Annotated in this window: 16 protein-coding genes; 7 read left to right on the top strand and 9 right to left on the bottom strand. The window is 68.7% G+C overall.

What is annotated here, in order from left to right:
* Positions 1–177: 177 nt before the first annotated feature.
* Together ACTCB7_RS10605 and ACTCB7_RS10600 are read left to right on the top strand one after the other, a co-directional pair.
* Positions 178–1,185, top strand: a complete 1,008-nt coding sequence (locus ACTCB7_RS10605; RefSeq protein WP_463006653.1) for a zinc-dependent alcohol dehydrogenase family protein — start codon at positions 178–180, stop codon at positions 1,183–1,185.
* Positions 1,186–1,216: 31 nt separating this feature from the next.
* Positions 1,217–2,083, top strand: a complete 867-nt coding sequence (locus ACTCB7_RS10600) for an NAD(P)-dependent oxidoreductase (RefSeq protein WP_163649809.1) — start codon at positions 1,217–1,219, stop codon at positions 2,081–2,083.
* A gap of 93 nt (positions 2,084–2,176) precedes the next feature.
* Here the strand turns inward: ACTCB7_RS10600 and ACTCB7_RS10595 are convergent, their stop codons facing one another.
* From ACTCB7_RS10595 to ACTCB7_RS10570, 6 genes are all read right to left on the bottom strand, one after another.
* Positions 2,177–3,676, bottom strand: a complete 1,500-nt coding sequence (locus ACTCB7_RS10595; protein ID WP_463006652.1) for a tripartite tricarboxylate transporter permease — start codon at positions 3,674–3,676, stop codon at positions 2,177–2,179.
* Between the two features lie 34 nt (positions 3,677–3,710).
* Positions 3,711–4,247 carry a tripartite tricarboxylate transporter TctB family protein gene (locus ACTCB7_RS10590; RefSeq protein ID WP_463006651.1) on the bottom strand — a complete coding sequence of 179 codons (537 nt, stop codon included), beginning with the start codon at positions 4,245–4,247 and terminating at the stop codon, positions 3,711–3,713.
* 11 nt (positions 4,248–4,258) lie between these two features.
* Entirely contained in the window at positions 4,259–5,257 is a 999-nt protein-coding gene (locus ACTCB7_RS10585) for a tripartite tricarboxylate transporter substrate binding protein (protein WP_463006650.1), read from the bottom strand.
* A gap of 89 nt (positions 5,258–5,346) precedes the next feature.
* Positions 5,347–5,877, bottom strand: coding sequence for a chromate transporter (locus ACTCB7_RS10580; RefSeq protein WP_463006649.1), 531 nt, complete (start codon positions 5,875–5,877; stop codon positions 5,347–5,349).
* Positions 5,877–6,437: a chromate transporter gene (locus ACTCB7_RS10575; RefSeq protein WP_463006648.1), complete on the bottom strand. Its 561-nt coding sequence runs from the start codon at positions 6,435–6,437 to the stop codon at positions 5,877–5,879. The genes ACTCB7_RS10580 and ACTCB7_RS10575 overlap by 1 nt, the downstream gene beginning before the upstream one ends.
* Before the next feature lie 2 nt (positions 6,438–6,439).
* Positions 6,440–8,074: a gamma-glutamyltransferase family protein gene (locus tag ACTCB7_RS10570; protein ID WP_463006647.1), complete on the bottom strand. Its 1,635-nt coding sequence runs from the start codon at positions 8,072–8,074 to the stop codon at positions 6,440–6,442.
* A gap of 140 nt (positions 8,075–8,214) precedes the next feature.
* Here ACTCB7_RS10570 and ACTCB7_RS10565 point away from each other — a divergent pair, with 140 nt between their 5' ends.
* The gene (locus tag ACTCB7_RS10565) at positions 8,215–8,880 is read left to right on the top strand and encodes a GntR family transcriptional regulator (RefSeq protein WP_463006646.1); all 666 of its coding nucleotides are present in this window, start codon (positions 8,215–8,217) and stop codon (positions 8,878–8,880) included.
* 74 nt (positions 8,881–8,954) lie between these two features.
* On the opposite strand, the gene ACTCB7_RS10560 is transcribed toward ACTCB7_RS10565, so the two are convergent.
* Positions 8,955–10,265 (bottom strand): DEAD/DEAH box helicase, encoded by a 1,311-nt coding sequence (locus ACTCB7_RS10560; protein ID WP_463006645.1) that lies wholly within the window; start codon positions 10,263–10,265, stop codon positions 8,955–8,957.
* 166 nt (positions 10,266–10,431) lie between these two features.
* On the opposite strand from ACTCB7_RS10560, the gene ACTCB7_RS10555 reads away from it, so the two are divergent.
* From ACTCB7_RS10555 to ACTCB7_RS10545, 3 genes are all read left to right on the top strand, one after another.
* Positions 10,432–11,142 carry a ZIP family metal transporter gene (locus tag ACTCB7_RS10555; RefSeq protein ID WP_463006644.1) on the top strand — a complete coding sequence of 237 codons (711 nt, stop codon included), beginning with the start codon at positions 10,432–10,434 and terminating at the stop codon, positions 11,140–11,142.
* 152 nt (positions 11,143–11,294) lie between these two features.
* Positions 11,295–11,564: a PepSY domain-containing protein gene (locus ACTCB7_RS10550; RefSeq protein WP_163649817.1), complete on the top strand. Its 270-nt coding sequence runs from the start codon at positions 11,295–11,297 to the stop codon at positions 11,562–11,564.
* A gap of 3 nt (positions 11,565–11,567) precedes the next feature.
* A complete protein-coding gene (locus ACTCB7_RS10545; protein ID WP_163649818.1) occupies positions 11,568–12,116 on the top strand; it encodes a cytochrome b/b6 domain-containing protein in 549 nt (182 codons plus the stop codon).
* Between the two features lie 90 nt (positions 12,117–12,206).
* Here the strand turns inward: ACTCB7_RS10545 and ACTCB7_RS10540 are convergent, their stop codons facing one another.
* Positions 12,207–13,796, bottom strand: a complete 1,590-nt coding sequence (locus tag ACTCB7_RS10540; RefSeq protein WP_463006643.1) for an ArnT family glycosyltransferase — start codon at positions 13,794–13,796, stop codon at positions 12,207–12,209.
* 313 nt (positions 13,797–14,109) lie between these two features.
* On the opposite strand from ACTCB7_RS10540, the gene ACTCB7_RS10535 reads away from it, so the two are divergent.
* Entirely contained in the window at positions 14,110–14,916 is an 807-nt protein-coding gene (locus ACTCB7_RS10535; RefSeq protein WP_463006642.1) for a TSUP family transporter, read from the top strand.
* Here the strand turns inward: ACTCB7_RS10535 and ACTCB7_RS10530 are convergent.
* Entirely contained in the window at positions 14,903–15,841 is a 939-nt protein-coding gene (locus ACTCB7_RS10530; RefSeq protein ID WP_463006641.1) for an AraC family transcriptional regulator, read from the bottom strand. The two genes, ACTCB7_RS10535 and ACTCB7_RS10530, sit on opposite strands and share 14 nt — an antisense overlap.
* Positions 15,842–15,965: the final 124 nt, after the last annotated feature.

Here is a 15,965-nt window from a genome sequence, read left to right as displayed (position 1 = left end):
CGATGTGTACTCCTGCACAGCTCGGGGTGGTGCGTGCACCGTGCCGGGGCCGGAGCGGCTCCAGCCTAGAGCGTTCCCGTCAGTTTAGCCAACTCGACGTGGTGCATCCCTTGAAGTTCCCGGCACTCGATGCCAAGAATGATTTGGACGCTATCAAACTGAGAGAAGGAGGCGGTGATGAAGGTGGTGACACTGAAGGCCCCGGGCGGGCTGGATCATCTGGAAGTGCAGGAACGCCCGGAAGCCGGCCAGCCCGGTCCGGGCGAGATTCGCGTGCGGATTCATGCCAGCTCGCTCAACTACCACGACTATGGCGTGGTGTCGGGGGCGATGCCCACCGAGGATGGCCGGATTCCGATGTCCGACGGGGCCGGTGTGGTCGAGGCGGTCGGCGAGGGCGTCGAGGCGTTCGCCGTCGGTGACCGCGTGGTATCGGTGTTCTTCCCCACCTGGCAGACCGGGCCGGCGCCGGTGGGCGATTTCACGACGGTGCCCGGCGACGGGGTCGACGGCTATGCGCGCGAGCAGGTCGTGCGTCCAGCCGGCTGGTTCACCCACGCGCCGGCCGGCTACAGCCATGCCGAAGCGGCAACGCTGACTACCGCCGGTCTCACCGCCTGGCGGGCGCTGGTGGTGGACGGCCACATCAAGCCGGGTGACAGCGTGCTGGTGCTGGGCACCGGCGGGGTGTCGATCTTCGCCCTGCAGTTCGCCAAGCAGCTCGGTGCCACCGTGATCGCCACCTCGTCATCGGACGAGAAGATTGCACGCCTGCAGGAATTGGGCGCCGACCACACCATCAACTACAAGACCGAGCCCGAGTGGGGCAAGCGCGTCAAGGAACTCACCGGCGGGCGTGGCGTGGATCACGTCATCGAGGTCGGTGGGCCGGGTACCCTGCCGCAGTCGATCGAGGCGGTGCGGATCGGCGGGCATATCGCGCTGATCGGCGTGCTCACCGGCCGCGGCGGCGAAGTGCCCACGGCCAAGCTGATGGCCAAGCAGGCCACGCTCAAGGGGCTGATCGTCGGCAGCCACCGGGACCAGGTCGAGATGATCCGGGCCATCGAAGCCTGCGGCCTGCGCCCGGTGATCGATCGCTCCTTCGCGCTCGACGAGATCGCCGACGCCTTCCGCCATCAGGAATCCCAGAAGCACTTCGGCAAGATCTGTCTGGAATACTGAGCCTGACCATCCATCGAACCGGGAGTGTCACATGAAGGCAAGTTTCATCGGACTGGGGATCATGGGCCGGCGCATGGCCCGCAACCTGCTGGCGCACGAGGGGCTGGAGCTGACCGTGGCCAACCGCTCGCCGGAGCCGCTCGCGGCCCTGAAGGAGGCTGGCGCCGCCACGGCCGATAATTGGCGCGAGGCGGTGGCGGAGGCCGAGGTGGTCTTCACCATGCTGGCCTCGCCGGAGGTGGTCGAGAGTGTCGCCTTCGGCGAGGACGGCTTCGTGCCGGCGATGCGTGACGATGCCCTGTGGGTGGACTGTTCCACCGTCAATCCGTCGTTCAGCCGCGCCATGGCCGAACGTGCCCGGGAGCACGGGGTACGCTTCGTCGATGCGCCGGTGGCGGGTACCCGTCAGCCGGCCGAGGACGGGACGCTGACCTTCCTGGTCGGCGGTGAGCGGACCGACTTCGAGGCCATCGAGCCGCTGCTGTCGCACATGGGCGGGAAGATCCTGCACGTCGGCGACACCGGGCAGGGCACCAGCTTCAAGATGCTGGTCAACGCCCAGCTCGCCCAGTCGATGGCGGTGTTCTCGGAAACCGCTTTGCTGGGCGAGAAGCTCGGCTTCTCGCGGGAGTTCCTCATGGACACCCTGCCGGGGCTGCCGGTATCGGCACCATTTCTGACCGGCAAGGCGGAACTGATCCGGCGTGGCGACTATGAGCCCCAGTTCCCGCTGGAATGGATGCACAAGGACCTGCACCTGCTGGCACTGACCGCCTACGAGCACGAGCAGCCGATGACCCTGGCCAACCTCGCCAAGGAACTTTATGCCGGCGCCAGGCAGGCCGGACGCGGCCGCGAGGACTTCGCGGCGATCTTCGAGCACCTTGACAACGGGTGAGGGGCTGTTTCCCTTGTTACCGCCGGGCCCTGGCCCGGCGGTTTTCGTTCATGGACGGGAAGCGGGTGGCGGCACGGGCAGGCGCATGAAGGCTCAGGTTGCCGGCGCATGCCGCTGACGCAGGCGGTGGCGGATGGCCAGGGCGACGGACACCACGGCCAGTACCAGCAGGATCAGCGAGATCGGTCGCGTGAAGAACAGCGTCCAGTCCTCGTCGGTCATCAGCGCCCGGCGCAGGTTGGTCTCGGCTATGGGGCCGAGGATGACCCCGAGCACCAGCGGCGCCAGCGGGTACTCGAGCTTGCTCAGCACGTAGCCGATGACGCCGACACCCAGCAGCAGGTAGATGTCCGTCACGCGGTTGTTCAGGGCGAAGGCGCCGATCACGCAGCACACCAGTACCACCGGCACGATGATCGAGCGTGGAATGTCGGTCACGCGCAGGAAGAAGCGCATGCTGAACAGGCACACCACCAGCACCATCGCCGCCGCCACCAGCATGGCGGTGAACATGCCATAGACCAGGTCGCCGTGGTCGAGGATAAGACGCGGCCCGACGCCGATTCCGTGCACCATCAGCGAGGCCATGAGCACCGCGTCGACGGCGCTGCCGGGAATGCCCAGCGCGATCATGGGAATCAGCCCGCCGCCCGAGGTGGCCGAGTTGCCGGATTCCGAGGCGATCACGCCCTCCGGGGTACCGGTGCCGAAGCGCTCCGGTGTGGGCGAGGCCCGCCTGGCCTGGTCGTAGGCGAGCAGGTTGGCGATGCTGCCGCCGGCCCCGGGCACCGCGCCGATGAACACCCCGACCAGCGAGGAACGCAACAGGTTGACCGGGTAGGCCAGCGTCTCGCGCATCGCCGTCAGCGGATTGAAGGACACGTCGGCGTTGATCAGGCGCTTGCCCTGCTTGATCTGTTCGGCGTCCTCCACTTCCTGGAGCAGCTGGCTGACCGCGAACATGCCGATCAGTACCACCAGGAACGGAAAGCCGTCGGCCAGCAGGTCGCTGCCGAAGGTGAAGCGGGCCACGCCCATCATCGGGTCGGCGCCGACGGTGGCGATGAACAGCCCCAGCAGCCCGGTCATCAGCCCCTTGAGCATCGACTTGCCGACCAGGCTGGCGACCACGGTCATGGCGAAGATGATCAGCGAGAAGTATTCCCAGGCGCCGAGCTTGACCGCCACCATGGCCAGCGGCGGCGCGGCGATGATCAGGATGACCGCACTCACCAGTGCGCCGAAGAAGGACGACCAGATGCCCAGTGCCAGGGCGCGCCCGGGCTGGCCGCTGCGTGCCATGGGAAAGGCGTCGAAGGTGGTGGCGACCGCGGAAGGCGTGCCGGGGATGCCCAGCAGCGCCGCGCTGATCAGGCCACCCGAGTAGCCGCCCATGTACACCGCCAGCATGGTCGCCACGCCCTGCAGCGGCGCCATGGTGAAGGTCAGCGGCAGGGTCAGCACGATGGCCATGGTAATGGTGAAACCGGGAATGGCCGCGGCGATGACGCCGGCGATCACGCCGAGCAGCATGCTGACCATCGTCCCCAGGGTGAAAAGCTGTTCCACGCCGGAAAGCAGCGTTTCCATCATGGCGAGTCTCCTTTCAAGGATCGCAGGCCTGCGCTCAGCCCAGCGGGCCGCGCGGCAGGCTGATCACGAATACGTCGCGGAAGAGCCAGTCGAGGCCGAACGAAAAGACCCCGGCGATGACCAGCGCGATAATCAGGCTGCGTGGCCGCCGTGCGCCCAGCAGGATCTGCACCAGCAGCAGGAAGGCGAGCGCGGACAGCGGGAAGCCGAGCACCGGGACCGCCAGGCTGAACAGCGCGAACAGGCCCAGGACGCCCATTGCCAGCCGGTGACGCCACAGCCAGTCGCGGACCAGGCCGTGCGGTGGAGCGGCGAGCCGCGGATAGCGTTTCGCCTCCTGCACGATGATGGCCAGGTTGATGACGATCAGCGCACCCAGAACCAGTTGCGGGAAGCTGCCGGCACCCAGGGGCTCCCACATCGAGGACGGCAGGGAGGCCGACTGGGCGAACAGCCCGACGAACAGCATCGCCAGGGCGGCATTGAGCACGATATGCGCGCGCGCATTCGCCTGGCTGGCGGTGGTCTCGACGGCTCCCTCCCGGCCTGCCGGCCGGGGGGAGTGGGTCATGCTGGCCCGGCTCATTTGGCAAGCTTCCCGGCCAGCCGCTCGACGGTGGCATCGGTGGTCTCGAGGTAATCCGCGTAGGCCTCGGGACCCATGTAATGCACCTTGGCGCCGGCGTTGGCGACACCGGAGACGAAGTCGGAATCCTCGGACAGGGCCTTGAGGTCCTCGGCCAGGGTATCGATGCGGGCCTGCGGCGTGCCCTTGGGCGCGATGATGCCGCGGATGATGTTCAGCGACAGCTGGTCATAGCCCAGCTCGGCGAAGGTCGGGACGTCCGGCGTCTCGTCCTGGCGCTCCTGGCTGCCGACCGCGAGGAAGCGCAGGTCCCCGTTCTTGACGAACTCGCCGCTGGAGGCGATGTCGCCGATCGCCGCGTCGATGTGTCCACCGACCAGTGCCCGAATGCGGGCACCGGTGCCCTCGAAGCCGACGTAGCGGAAGGAAAGATCCTCGGCATCCTCGATCATCGCCGCATGCAGGTGGGGAATGCCGCCGAGCGTGACGCCGACCCGGATTTCCCCGGGATGCTGCTTGGCGTAGTCGATGAATTCGCCGAAGGTCTGCCAGGGGCTGTCGGCGTTGACGGTGAGGTACTGGGGCGAGGCGGTCAGCGCCGCGACCGGGGCGAAGTCGTCCCAGTTCAGCGGCGTCAGGCCGGTATGGTTGGCCACCAGCAGCCCCTCGTGAAGCTGGCCCACGCTGTAGCCGTCGGCATCGCGCTGGGACAGCTCCTTGAGGCCGATGGTGCCGCTGACCCCGGGCATGTTGATGACCGGCATCGGCTGGTCGAGGTAGGGCTCGGCATGATTCGAGACCACGCGCATCAGGGTGTCGCTGCCACCGCCCGGTGACCAGGGAACGATCAGCTCGACCGGCTTGGTGGGATAATCGCCTTCGGCGGCCAGTGCACTGCCCCCGGCCAGCGCCAGGCTGCCGGCGAGCAGCCCGCCGACGGCGGCTTTCCAGGGTTGTTGGGTAATGTGACGCAAAGTCCGAGATAGGGTAGCCATGCTGTTTGTCCTTGTTGGCTGTGGAATGTTAAGGCCCCAGCGGGCCGGTCCGGACGGCGCCCGGCGCCGCCTGGATGCTCATTGGCGCGCTAGCCCAGCAGCAGCGCGCCATAACCGAGTCCGAAGCACACCGCGACGGCGGGGTGGATCCGTGTTGCGCCCAACAGCAGCGCCGCCACGCCGCCGATGATCGCCGTGTGCAGGAGGCCGGCACTTGCCAGCCCCTCGTCGAGAAAGCGCCAGGTCAGAAATGCCATCAGCACCATGACCACCGGGCGCACCCACTGGCTCATCGACTTGACCTTGATCGAGTCGCGGTAGCGATACAGCGTGCCCAGCGCCAGTAGCATCAGCAGCAGCGAGGGGGCCACGGTGGCGAACAGGGCGACGAGCGCGCCGGGAACGCCACCGATGTCGTAGCCGATGTAGCCGGCCATCTTGGTGGCGATGGGGCTGGGCAGGGCGTTGCCCAGTGCCAGGGTTTCGGCGAAGGTCTGGGCGGTCATCCAGCCGTAGCGGCCCACGACCTCGTTCTCGATCAGCGGGATGATCGCCGGGCCGCCGCCATAGCCGACGATGTTGGGGATGAAGAAGGCGATGAAGAGGTGCCAGTAGAGCATCAGTTGGCCTCCTTCGTGGACTCGCGCCGTTCGGGGCGCAGCAGGGCGGCGACGAGCAGGGCGCCGATCACCAGCCCCGGGTGGATGCCGAGCCCGTAGATCAGCACGCCCGCCGCGCCGCCCAGGGCCAGGGTGAGCACCCAGCCGAGGCCGGCCCGGGCCTTGTTGAAGAAATCCAGCGTCAGCCTGGCCATCATCACCATCACCACCGGCACCACGCCCTGGCCCATGCCCTGGACCCAGCCCTGGTCACCGTGCCGGGCGTAGAGCCCGAGCAGCGCGACCATGGCGACCACCACCGGGGCGACCACGGCGATCACCGCGTTGACGGCGCCCAGGGCACCCCCGACCCGATAGCCGATGTAGCCGGCCATCTTGGTGGCGATGGGGCCGGGCAGGGTGTTGCCGATCGCCAGCACGTCGGCGAAGGCCTCGTCGTCCATCCAGGCATGGCGCTTGACCACCTCCTGGTGCACCAGCGGGATCATCGACGGGCCGCCGCCGAAGCCGAACAGGCCCACGCGCAGGAAGGCGAGAAACAGCTGTCGTTGCGACGCCATGGTCACAGCACCGCGATGCTGGCGTCGGTGCGCGGTTCGGTCCCGCCGCAGTAGACCCCGGTGTCGGGGTCGCGAATGATCATCTGCCCGCGTCCGAAGCCGCGACTGTCATGCTCGACCCGCATGTCATGGCCACGCTCGGCCATGGCGCGCACCAGGGGCGCGGGGAAATGATGCTCGACGCCGATGCGCCTGCCGCCCATCCATTGCCAGCGGGGCGCGTCGAGCGCGGCCTGCGGGTTCAGGCCGAAGTCGACCAGGTTGGTCACCACCTGGACGTGCCCCTGGGGCTGCATGAAGCCGCCCATCACCCCGAACGGGCCCAGCGGCACGCCGTCGTCGCGGGTCAGAAAGCCCGGAATGATGGTGTGGAAGGTCTTCTTGCCCGGAGCCAGCACGTTGTCGTGCCCGGGGTCGAGGCTGAAGTTGTGGCCGCGGTTCTGCATGGCGATGCCGGTGCCCGGTACCACCACGCCGGAGCCGAAGCCGTGATAGTTGCTCTGGATGAACGACACCATGTTGCCGGCGTCGTCGGCGGTGGCCAGGTAGACGGTACCGCCGGCCTGCGGCTGACCGGGGCGCGGGTCGAGGGCGTGCTCGCCGATCAGGGCGCGCCGCTCCCGGGTGTAGGCGTCGCTCAGCAGGGCGGCGACGTCGTGCGTCATGTGCGCGGGTTCGGTGATGTGGGTCTGGCCGTCGATGAACGCCAGTTTCATGGCCTCGAGCTGGCGATGCAGGGTGGCCGGGTCGTCGCGCCCGACCGGATCGAAGCCTTCCAGGATGCGCAGGGCCATCAGCGCCACCAGGCCCTGTCCGTTGGGGGGGATTTCCCAGACATCCACGTCCCGGTAGCGCGCGGCGATGGGCGTGACCCACTCGGGCGCGTAGGCGGCGAGGTCCGTGCCACGCAGGTAGCCGCCGGTCTCGCGGGAGAAGACGTCGATGCGTTCGGCGAGCTCGCCGCGATAGAAGCTCTCGGCGCGGGTCTCGGCGATCGCCTCCAGGGTGCGGGCCTGGTCCTCGCAGCGGTGCCACTCGCCGGCCCGCGGGGCGCGTCCCGCCGGCGTGAAGGTGTCGAACCAGGCGGCCGTGGCGGGGTCGGTCAGGTGCTTGCGGAAAGTGGACTCGGCGCGCTGCCAGAGGCTGGCGATGACCGGCGACACGGGAAAGCCGTCGCGGGCCAGGCGGATCGCCGGTTCCAGCAGGGTGGCGAAATCCAGCTTGCCGAAACGGCGTGACAGCTCGGCCCAGGCGGCGGGGGTACCCGGCACCGTGACCGGCGTCCAGCCGTAGAGCGGCATTTCGCCGTGGCCTGACGCCATCACCGCCTCGCGGGTCAGGGCCTGGGGGGCCTGGCCGCTGGCATTGAGCCCGTGGAGCCGGCCCTTGCCGTGATTATCATCGGCGATCCACACCAGCGCGAAGGCATCGCCGCCGATGCCGCAGCCGGTCGGCTCGACGACCGTCAAGGCCGCGGCGGTGGCGATGGCGGCATCCACCGCGTTGCCGCCGCGCGCGAGCATGTCGAGGCCGATCTGGCTGGCCTGGGGCTGGGAGGCGGCGACCATGCCATGACGGGCATAGGTGGCACTGCGTTGCGAAGGATACGGGGTGGCGGGGGAAAAGGGCGTCAGCATGCCGTCTCCAATCGATTGTTGTGGTATAAATCGTTATTGATAAAAAAATCGATTTTTAGGGAAATGACTATGGCCCGTGACTGGGATAACGTCAACAGCCTGTTTTTTCGTCACCGCGATCGATCAACGAGAGGGGCACCATGACCACATCGCCCTCCGCCGGCACCACGGCGTCCAGCCAGGTCTTCGAGGCGCTCAAGCATGACCTGATACGCGGGCGTTTCGCGGCCGGCGAGAAGCTCGCCATCAGCGCGCTGAAGACGCACTACGGGGTGGGGTTGAGCCCGCTGCGCGAGGCGCTCAATCGGCTGGCGGCCTATGGCCTGCTCGAGCAGGAGAACCAGCGGGGCTTTCGGGTGCCGGCGATGCGTCTCGAGGAGCTCGACGATATCGCCGGGCTGCGCACGCAGCTGGAGTGCATGGCCTTGACCCAGGCGTTCCAGAACGGGGATTCCGAGTGGGAGTCGCAGCTGCTGGCAGCGGCGCATCGCCTGCGGCGGGCGGACGAGCAGCCGGAGCGCATCGAGGAGTGGGAACAGGCGCACCTGCGCTTTCACCGGGCGTTGCTGGGGGCCTGCGGGTCGCCCTGGTTGCTGCGCTTCATCGGCCAGCTGCACGACCAGTTCGATCGCTATCGGCGCATGGCGCCGCCCAACCCCGGAATCCGCACCACGCTGGACGAGCAGCACGCGGCGCTGGTGGAGCTGGCGCTGGCCCGCGACATCCAGGGAGCCCGGGCCCTGCTGGACACGCATATTCGGCTGTCCCACGAAGTGGCGCGGGGGTGTTGCTCGGCGGCGCCCTGAACGCATGGGCCAGACGCACGACGGCGGGCCATTGGCCCGCCGTCGTGCGTCTGGCGTCAGGTCGGTAACGCGGCCTATTCGCCGGCGGCGGCCCCATTGCCGCGCCGGCGGTTGCGACCGCCACGCCGGCGGCGACGCGGACGCTGGCGGGCTTCCTCGTCGGGGCGTGACGCAGTGTCGCCACGGGGCGCGGGCCGAGGCTGGCCGCGGCGTGCGCCGGGCTTGCGCTCGGCGTCGGGCGTGTCGACGGCCTGGCCCGGTTCGAAACCGCTGATCGGGTGGCGCGGCAGGTTGCGCTTGATCAGCCGTTCGATGCCGGCGAGCTCCTTGCTCTCTTCCTTGCACACCAGCGACACGGCCTGCCCGCTGGCACCGGCTCGGCCGGTACGGCCGATGCGGTGAACGTAATCCTCGGCGACGTTGGGCAGCTCGAAGTTGACCACCTGCGGCAGCTGGTCGATATCCAGGCCGCGGGCGGCGATGTCGGTGGCCACCAGCACGCGGATCTCACCGGACTTGAAGCCGCCGAGCGCCTTGGTGCGGGCGTTCTGGCTCTTGTTGCCGTGAATCGCCGCGGCCTCGATGCCGTCGGCCTCGAGCTGGCGGGTGAGCTTGTTGGCGCCGTGCTTGGTGCGGGTGAACACCAGCACCTGATCCCAGCCCTCGCTGTGGATCAGGTGGCTGAGCAGCGCCGGCTTGCGCGGCTTGTCCACCGGGCAGACCCACTGGTTCACCGTGGCCGCGGTGGTGTTGCGCGGCGCGACGTCGACCTCCACCGGCTCGTCGACCAGGCCCTTGGCGAGGCGGCGGATCTCGTCGGAGAAGGTGGCCGAGAACATCAGCGTCTGGCGCTTGGCCGGCAGCACCTTGAGAATCCGGCGGATGTCGTGGATGAAGCCCATGTCGAGCATGCGGTCGGCCTCGTCGAGGATCAGCACCTCGAGGGCATCGAAGTTCACGGCCTGCTGGCCGTGCAGGTCGAGCAGGCGGCCGGGTGTGGCGACCAGCACGTCGACGCCGCGCTTCAAGGCGGCGATCTGCGGATTGATCTTGACCCCGCCGAAGACCACGGTGCTGGTCAGTGGCAGGTGCTTGCCGTAGGTGGCCACGCTCTCGCCGACCTGGGCGGCCAGCTCGCGGGTCGGGGTGAGCACCAGGGCGCGGACCTGGCGCGGACGGGCGCGCGGGCCCTCCTTGAGCCGCTCGAGCAGCGGCAGGGTAAAGCCGGCGGTCTTGCCGGTGCCGGTCTGGGCGGCGGCCATCACGTCGCGGCCTTCCAGCACGGCGGGGATCGCCTTGGCCTGAATCGGTGACGGCGTGTCGTAGCCCTGTTCGGCCACGGCCTTCAGCAGCGGGGCGGACAGCCCCAGGGAAGCAAAGCTCATGAAATCTCTCGGTGGCTGCAGGATGGGGCCGGCGCGAAGGTGCCGGCGGGGCAGCGGGCCTGCAGCTTACCGGATAAGTCGCGCCGCGGCTAGCGAGGGAGGTCGTGGGCAACGGGCTCGTGGCATACTCGGGCCTCATCTCGAGCCGGAGGGAGCAGCGCGCGTCATGGATATCCTTGCCACCATCGTCACCGTCGCCTGGCTGTCCGGGCTGTGCGCCTTTGCCGGCGGCCTGGGCGCCCGGCTCGGCGGGCGGGCCCGGACGGCGACCCAGCAGGAGCTGATGCACGGCATCGTGGCCTTCGGGGGCGGCATCCTGGTGGCGGCGGTGGCCTTCGCCCTGATCCCCGAGGGCATGGTGGCGCTGCCGCCGGCCGGCCTGGCGGCGGCCTTTCTGGTCGGGGGCGGGCTGTTCTGCGTGATCGATGCCTACCTCGAGCGGCGTGGCGGCAACTGGGCACAGTTCATGGCGCTGCTCATGGACTTCGTGCCGGAGGCGATCTCGCTGGGGGCGGTGTTCGGCCACGACCGGCGGCTGGGCACGCTGCTGGCGGCCTTCATCGGCCTGCAGAACCTGCCGGAAGGCTTCAACGCCTTCCGCGACATGCGCCGGCTGGGGCTGTCCTCCCGCCGGATCCTGCTGGTGCTGCTGGCGGTGAGCGTGCTGGGGCCGCTGGCGGCAGGACTGGGCTACCTGTTCCTGGAGGATCGGCCGGCACTGACCGCCGCGATCATGGCCTTCGCCGGGGGCGGGATCCTCTATCTGGTCTTTCAGGACATCGCACCGCAGTCGCGGATGCGCAATCACTGGACCCCGCCGCTGGGCGCGGTGATGGGCTTCATGATCGGTATGCTGGGCAACGTGCTGGTGGTGTGATGCCCGGGTTCGGCCAGGCCAGGCCCGGCCAGGCCGCACCGCGCGCCGTCATCGCTTCGTCATTCTCCTCTTAAGCCATCGTTAAGCTTGGGGCTCTAGCGTGGGCACGGTCACCGCGCGTGACACCAATAACACCCTGAGAGGAGATTTCCATGAAGACGACCGTGCTGACGGCAACCGCCCTCGCCGCCCTGACCCTGGCCGGCAGCGCCCTGGCCGGCGATCGCTGCCAGGTGCCCAAGGACCAGTGGCAGCCCCAGAGCGCTCTGGAACAGCAGCTCTCGGCGAAGGGCTGGGACATCAAGCGAGTCAAGCAGGAAGAGGGCTGCTACGAGGTCTACGCGCTGGATGCCGACGGCCATCGCCGTGAAGTCTACTTCAATCCCAGGACGCTGGCCCCGGTCGGGGGCGAGGACGACTGATCCATGACCCACGAGACTGCCACCATCAAGGTCTGGGACCTGTGGACGCGCCTCTTTCACTGGAGTCTGGTGACCGCCTTCGCCACCGCCTGGCTGACGTCGGGCGTCTGGCAGACGGTCCACGAGTGGGCGGGCTACAGCGTCGCCGCCCTGATCGCCTGGCGGTTGCTGTGGGGTCTGGTGGGGCCGCACCACGTGCGGTTCCGCCACTTCATCGCCTCGCCGGGTGCGGCGCTGGGTCATCTGAAGGCGATGGCACGCCGCCGGGAACCGCGCTACCTCGGTCACAATCCGGCCGGGGGGCTGATGATCGCCGTGCTGCTGGCGGGGCTGGCCGCGCAGGCGCTCACCGGCTGGCTGCAGACCACCGACGCCTTCTGGGGCGTGGCCTGGGTGCAGGAGACTCACCAGTTCCTGGGCAACGCCCTGCTGGCACTGGTCGGCCTGCACGTGGCCGGGGTGATCGCCTCGAGCTGGCAGCATCGCGAGAACCTGGCGCGCTCGATGGTGACCGGCCACAAGCGGGCGCCGGGGCCGGATGATATCGCCTGACGCTGCCCGGTGAACGAATCGCGAGTTGTGCCTGACGACAGGGCCCGGCGGATGCCGGGCCCTTTCGTGTTCGGGGGCGGAGGGGGTGGCTCAGCGGTCGAGCAGGCCGTAGCGGGCGGTGGGCATCAGCACCAGGACGCTGCCGCGGTAGGGCTGGGTGAACAGCGCCGCGTCACGCTGGGCGGGCGAGACCTCGTCGAGCACCTCGATCAGCGCGCCCTGCGGGTGGTCGGCACTCCAGGCGGCGACCTCGTCGGAGTCGATCACGGCCATGTCGTGGGTGAGGCGGCCGAGGAAGCGGAACTGGTCGGCATAGTCGCCGATATAGGCGACCGGCACGCCCTGCTGTTGCTGATGGCCGATCTCGCGGGCGATCGGCGTGACGTCATAGTAGCGAGTCAGCGCCGGCGACAGCCCCACCAGCAGGGCCAGCAGGCTCAGCGGCCAGGCCAGGGTCATGACCACGCGCCGGGAATGCAGGCTCAGCCAGGCGATGAACGCCAGCGGCACCAGCGCCGTCAGGCGCGCGGCATTGGACAGGGGCGCCAGCGGGTAGAAGCGCTGGGCGATCTCCGGCAAGGCCACCATCAGGGCGGCGAGTACCAGCAGCAGAGCACGGTAGAGCCAGGTACGCCGCGGCGGATGACGCTCGATCTGTCCGGCCACCCAGATCGCCAGGAAGGGCAGGGCCGGCATCAGGTAGTGAATCTGCTTGCCGCTGACCAGGCTCAGGATCGCCAGCGGCGGCAGGCAGCCCCACAGGGCGAAGCGCTCGAGTGAACCGCTCGTCAGCGGACGGCGCCATAGCCAGACGGTCGGCCAGGGCAGGGTCAAAAGCGGCAGCAGCGGCAGGTACCAGTACCAGGGGCGGGCGTGGTCGAAGGCGTTGGCCACGCGACCGGCGGACTGCCCCCAGAAGATCGCCTCGGCGTAGGCGGGGCCGCCATCGATCGCGGCGGGGATGGCCCAGGCCAGTACCACGGCGGCACCGAGCAGGGTGGCCGGCAGGATCGCCCAGTAGTGGCGGGCGCCGATGGTCACGCCCTCGGGGCGCCAGAAGCGCATGCTCAGGGTCAGCGGCAGCCAGTAGATCAGGATCACCGGCCCCTTGGCGAGCAGGGCCAGGCCCAGGCCGAAGCCGGCCAGCCATACCCAGCGACGATCATCGCGGTGTACGTAGCGCACCCAGCCCAGCACCGCGACCAGGAAGCAGGTGGTCAGCAGGATGTCGAACATGCTCAGGGCCATGTAGACGAACCACATGGTCATGGCCAGCAGCACCGGCGGTGCCCAGCGGATGCCCGGTGCCTGTGACTCGGGCCACTCGCGCTGGATGGCCACCAGCAGCGGGAAGGCCAGCAGGCCGACAGTCGGGACCGCCAGGCGTGCCACGATATCGCTGGTGCCGAACAGCGCCCAGGCAGCCTGGATCACCCAGAACAGCAGCGGCGGTTTGTGGGCGTAGGTCTCACCGTTGAGCAGCGGGACCAGGAAACTATGGTGCTGCCACATCTCCCAGGCCACCGAGAGATAGCGTGTCTCGTCGATGGGCATCAACGGCAGGTGGGTGACCCGGATCACGGCGACCGCGACGGCGGTGACCAGGGTCAGCAACAGGCCCGATTGCCAGGTGTGGATCCGGGGCCATGACGACAAGCGAGTGGATAGGGATCGAAGCATCGAAGTTCCAGCGATGGCGTGATGAGGGTGGCGACAGGGTGGGCGCGAATTCTTAACGACAGCTTAGCGATTGTCCTCGGCCGGCCCGCAGGGGGCATCATTATCGGGCCGGGAAGGCACACGTGAATACGCGCTCAGCCATCGTAATCGGCGTGTGTTCGCCCGATTCCGCCCTGCTTGCCTGGTGATGCACGTGACGCGGTGCAGCCGTCAGCGCGGCGCGTTGAATTATACCTCGACACGACGGGCGGTGCGCCAACGCACCGCGCCAGCATGGGGCAGGGCGCTGCGAGCCCCGGCCGCCGATGGTAACATGGCTATTTTAGCCGATACCGATGGCGACGTGGCATCGTCGTTCATCGCCTGTCGAGAGGAGCCTGACGCCGTGACGCTTCCCCTGACCGTTGCGTTCTTCGCCGTCGTCTTCCTGACCTCGGCGCTGTCAGGCATCTTCGGCATGGCCGGCGGCCTGATCCTGCTGGGGTGCCTGCTGCTGGCGCTGCCGGCCAGTGTGGCGATCGTCGTGCATGGCGTCATCCAGCTGGCCTCCAATGGCTCGCGGGCCTGGCTGTCGCGCCAGTACATCGCGCCGCGCATCGTCGCCCTGATCGCCTCCGGCGGCGCCGTCTCGGCCGTGGCTCTGGCCTGGCTGGACTATCACCCGGATGTCACCATCGTGTCGCTGTTGATCGGCGTGATGCCGGTGCTGGTGTGGATCCCCCGGCGCTGGTTCCACTTCGATGCCTCGCGGCCCGGTCATGCGCTGGCGTGCGGGGTGATCGCCGGGGGCCTGACCATCGCCGCCGGCGTCTCCGGGCCGACCATCGACCTGTTCTTCATTCGCACCGGGATGGATCGTCGCCAGATCGTCGCCACCAAGGCGGCCGTACAGGTGATCGCCCACGCCATCAAGATCCTCTTCTATGCCGGTTCGGCCCTGGCGTTGAGCGCCGACCAGTGGGGGGCCATCGCGCTGGCCGTGCCGGTGGCCTTCCTCGGTACCCGTGCGGGCAATGGTGTCCTGCGGCGGCTCAGCAATGCCCACTTTCGCTACTGGACGCGCTGGATTGTCACGGTCGTGGGCGCGGTCTACCTGGTTCAGGGGCTCATGGCCCTGTGACGCCGGCAGTGTCGAGCGGGTGGCGGCGCTCCGCGCCGGGACTGAGGCCGAAGTAGCGCTTGTAGTCGCGACTGAACTGCGAGGGGCTCTGGTAGCCCACCGCAGTCGCGGTACGCCCGACCTGCCAGCCCTGCTGGTCGAGCAGCGAGCGCGCCTTGAGCAGGCGCAGCCGCTTGAGATACTGCATGGGCGCCAGATGGGTGGTGCGCTTGAAGTGGTGGTGAAAGTGCGAGGCGCTCATGCTGACCTGCTCGGCGAGGCGGTCCACCGTCAGCGGCTGGGCGTAGTGGCGGTGCAGGAAGTCCAGCGCCTCGCCGATGCGCGCGTACTGGCCGGAGGTGGCCAGCAGCTGCAGCAGCGACTCGCCCTGGGGGCCGCGCAGGGCCTCGAAGACCACTTCGCGCAGGCGGGCCTCGCCGAGTGTCTCGGCGACCAGCGGGTCGTGCAGGCAGTCGAGCAGGCGGGTGACGTTTTCCGCCATGCGCCCCTCCAGGGGTACGGCCGCCATCGGCGTCGGCGGACCGGCGGGGCGCTCCTGCCCGGCCCTGAGCCAGGGGCGGGCCAGCTCGCCGAGCATCAGCCGGTCCAGGCGGATCGAGACACCCAGCAGCGGCTCCCGGTCGCTGGCCTGGGTCTCGCACTCGAAGGGCAGCGGCAGGGCCTGGACCAGGTAGTGGCCGGCGCCGTAGTGAATCACGCGCTCGTTCAGGTAGCCGATCTTGCCGCCCTGGACGATGATGATCAGGCTGGGTTCGTAGATCAGCGGCGTGCGCGCGTGGCCGCAGTGCGAGGCGATCAGCTGCACGCCCGGCAGTGCGGTGGGCTGGAAACCGTCGCCGTCGACGAGCGGAGCGATCAGCGCGGCCATGCGCTGCAGACGGGTCGGCGTCGCGGTCGCCAGCGATGGGGCGGTGATGGCGGTCATCGGTGAGCCTGTAGGTTTGCCGTGAAAGTCTCAGGATAACGTACTCCTGAGCAGAAAATCCGCGGTTTTTCAGGGCATGGGTGGGAGGCTGTGGAGTATCGGGCATGAATCGCACAGAATCCGG

The sequence above is a fragment of the Modicisalibacter sp. genome (genome assembly GCF_055145905.1).
The sequence above is the reverse complement of the archived record's forward strand: the minus strand, read 5'-3'. Positions and strand labels throughout refer to the sequence as shown.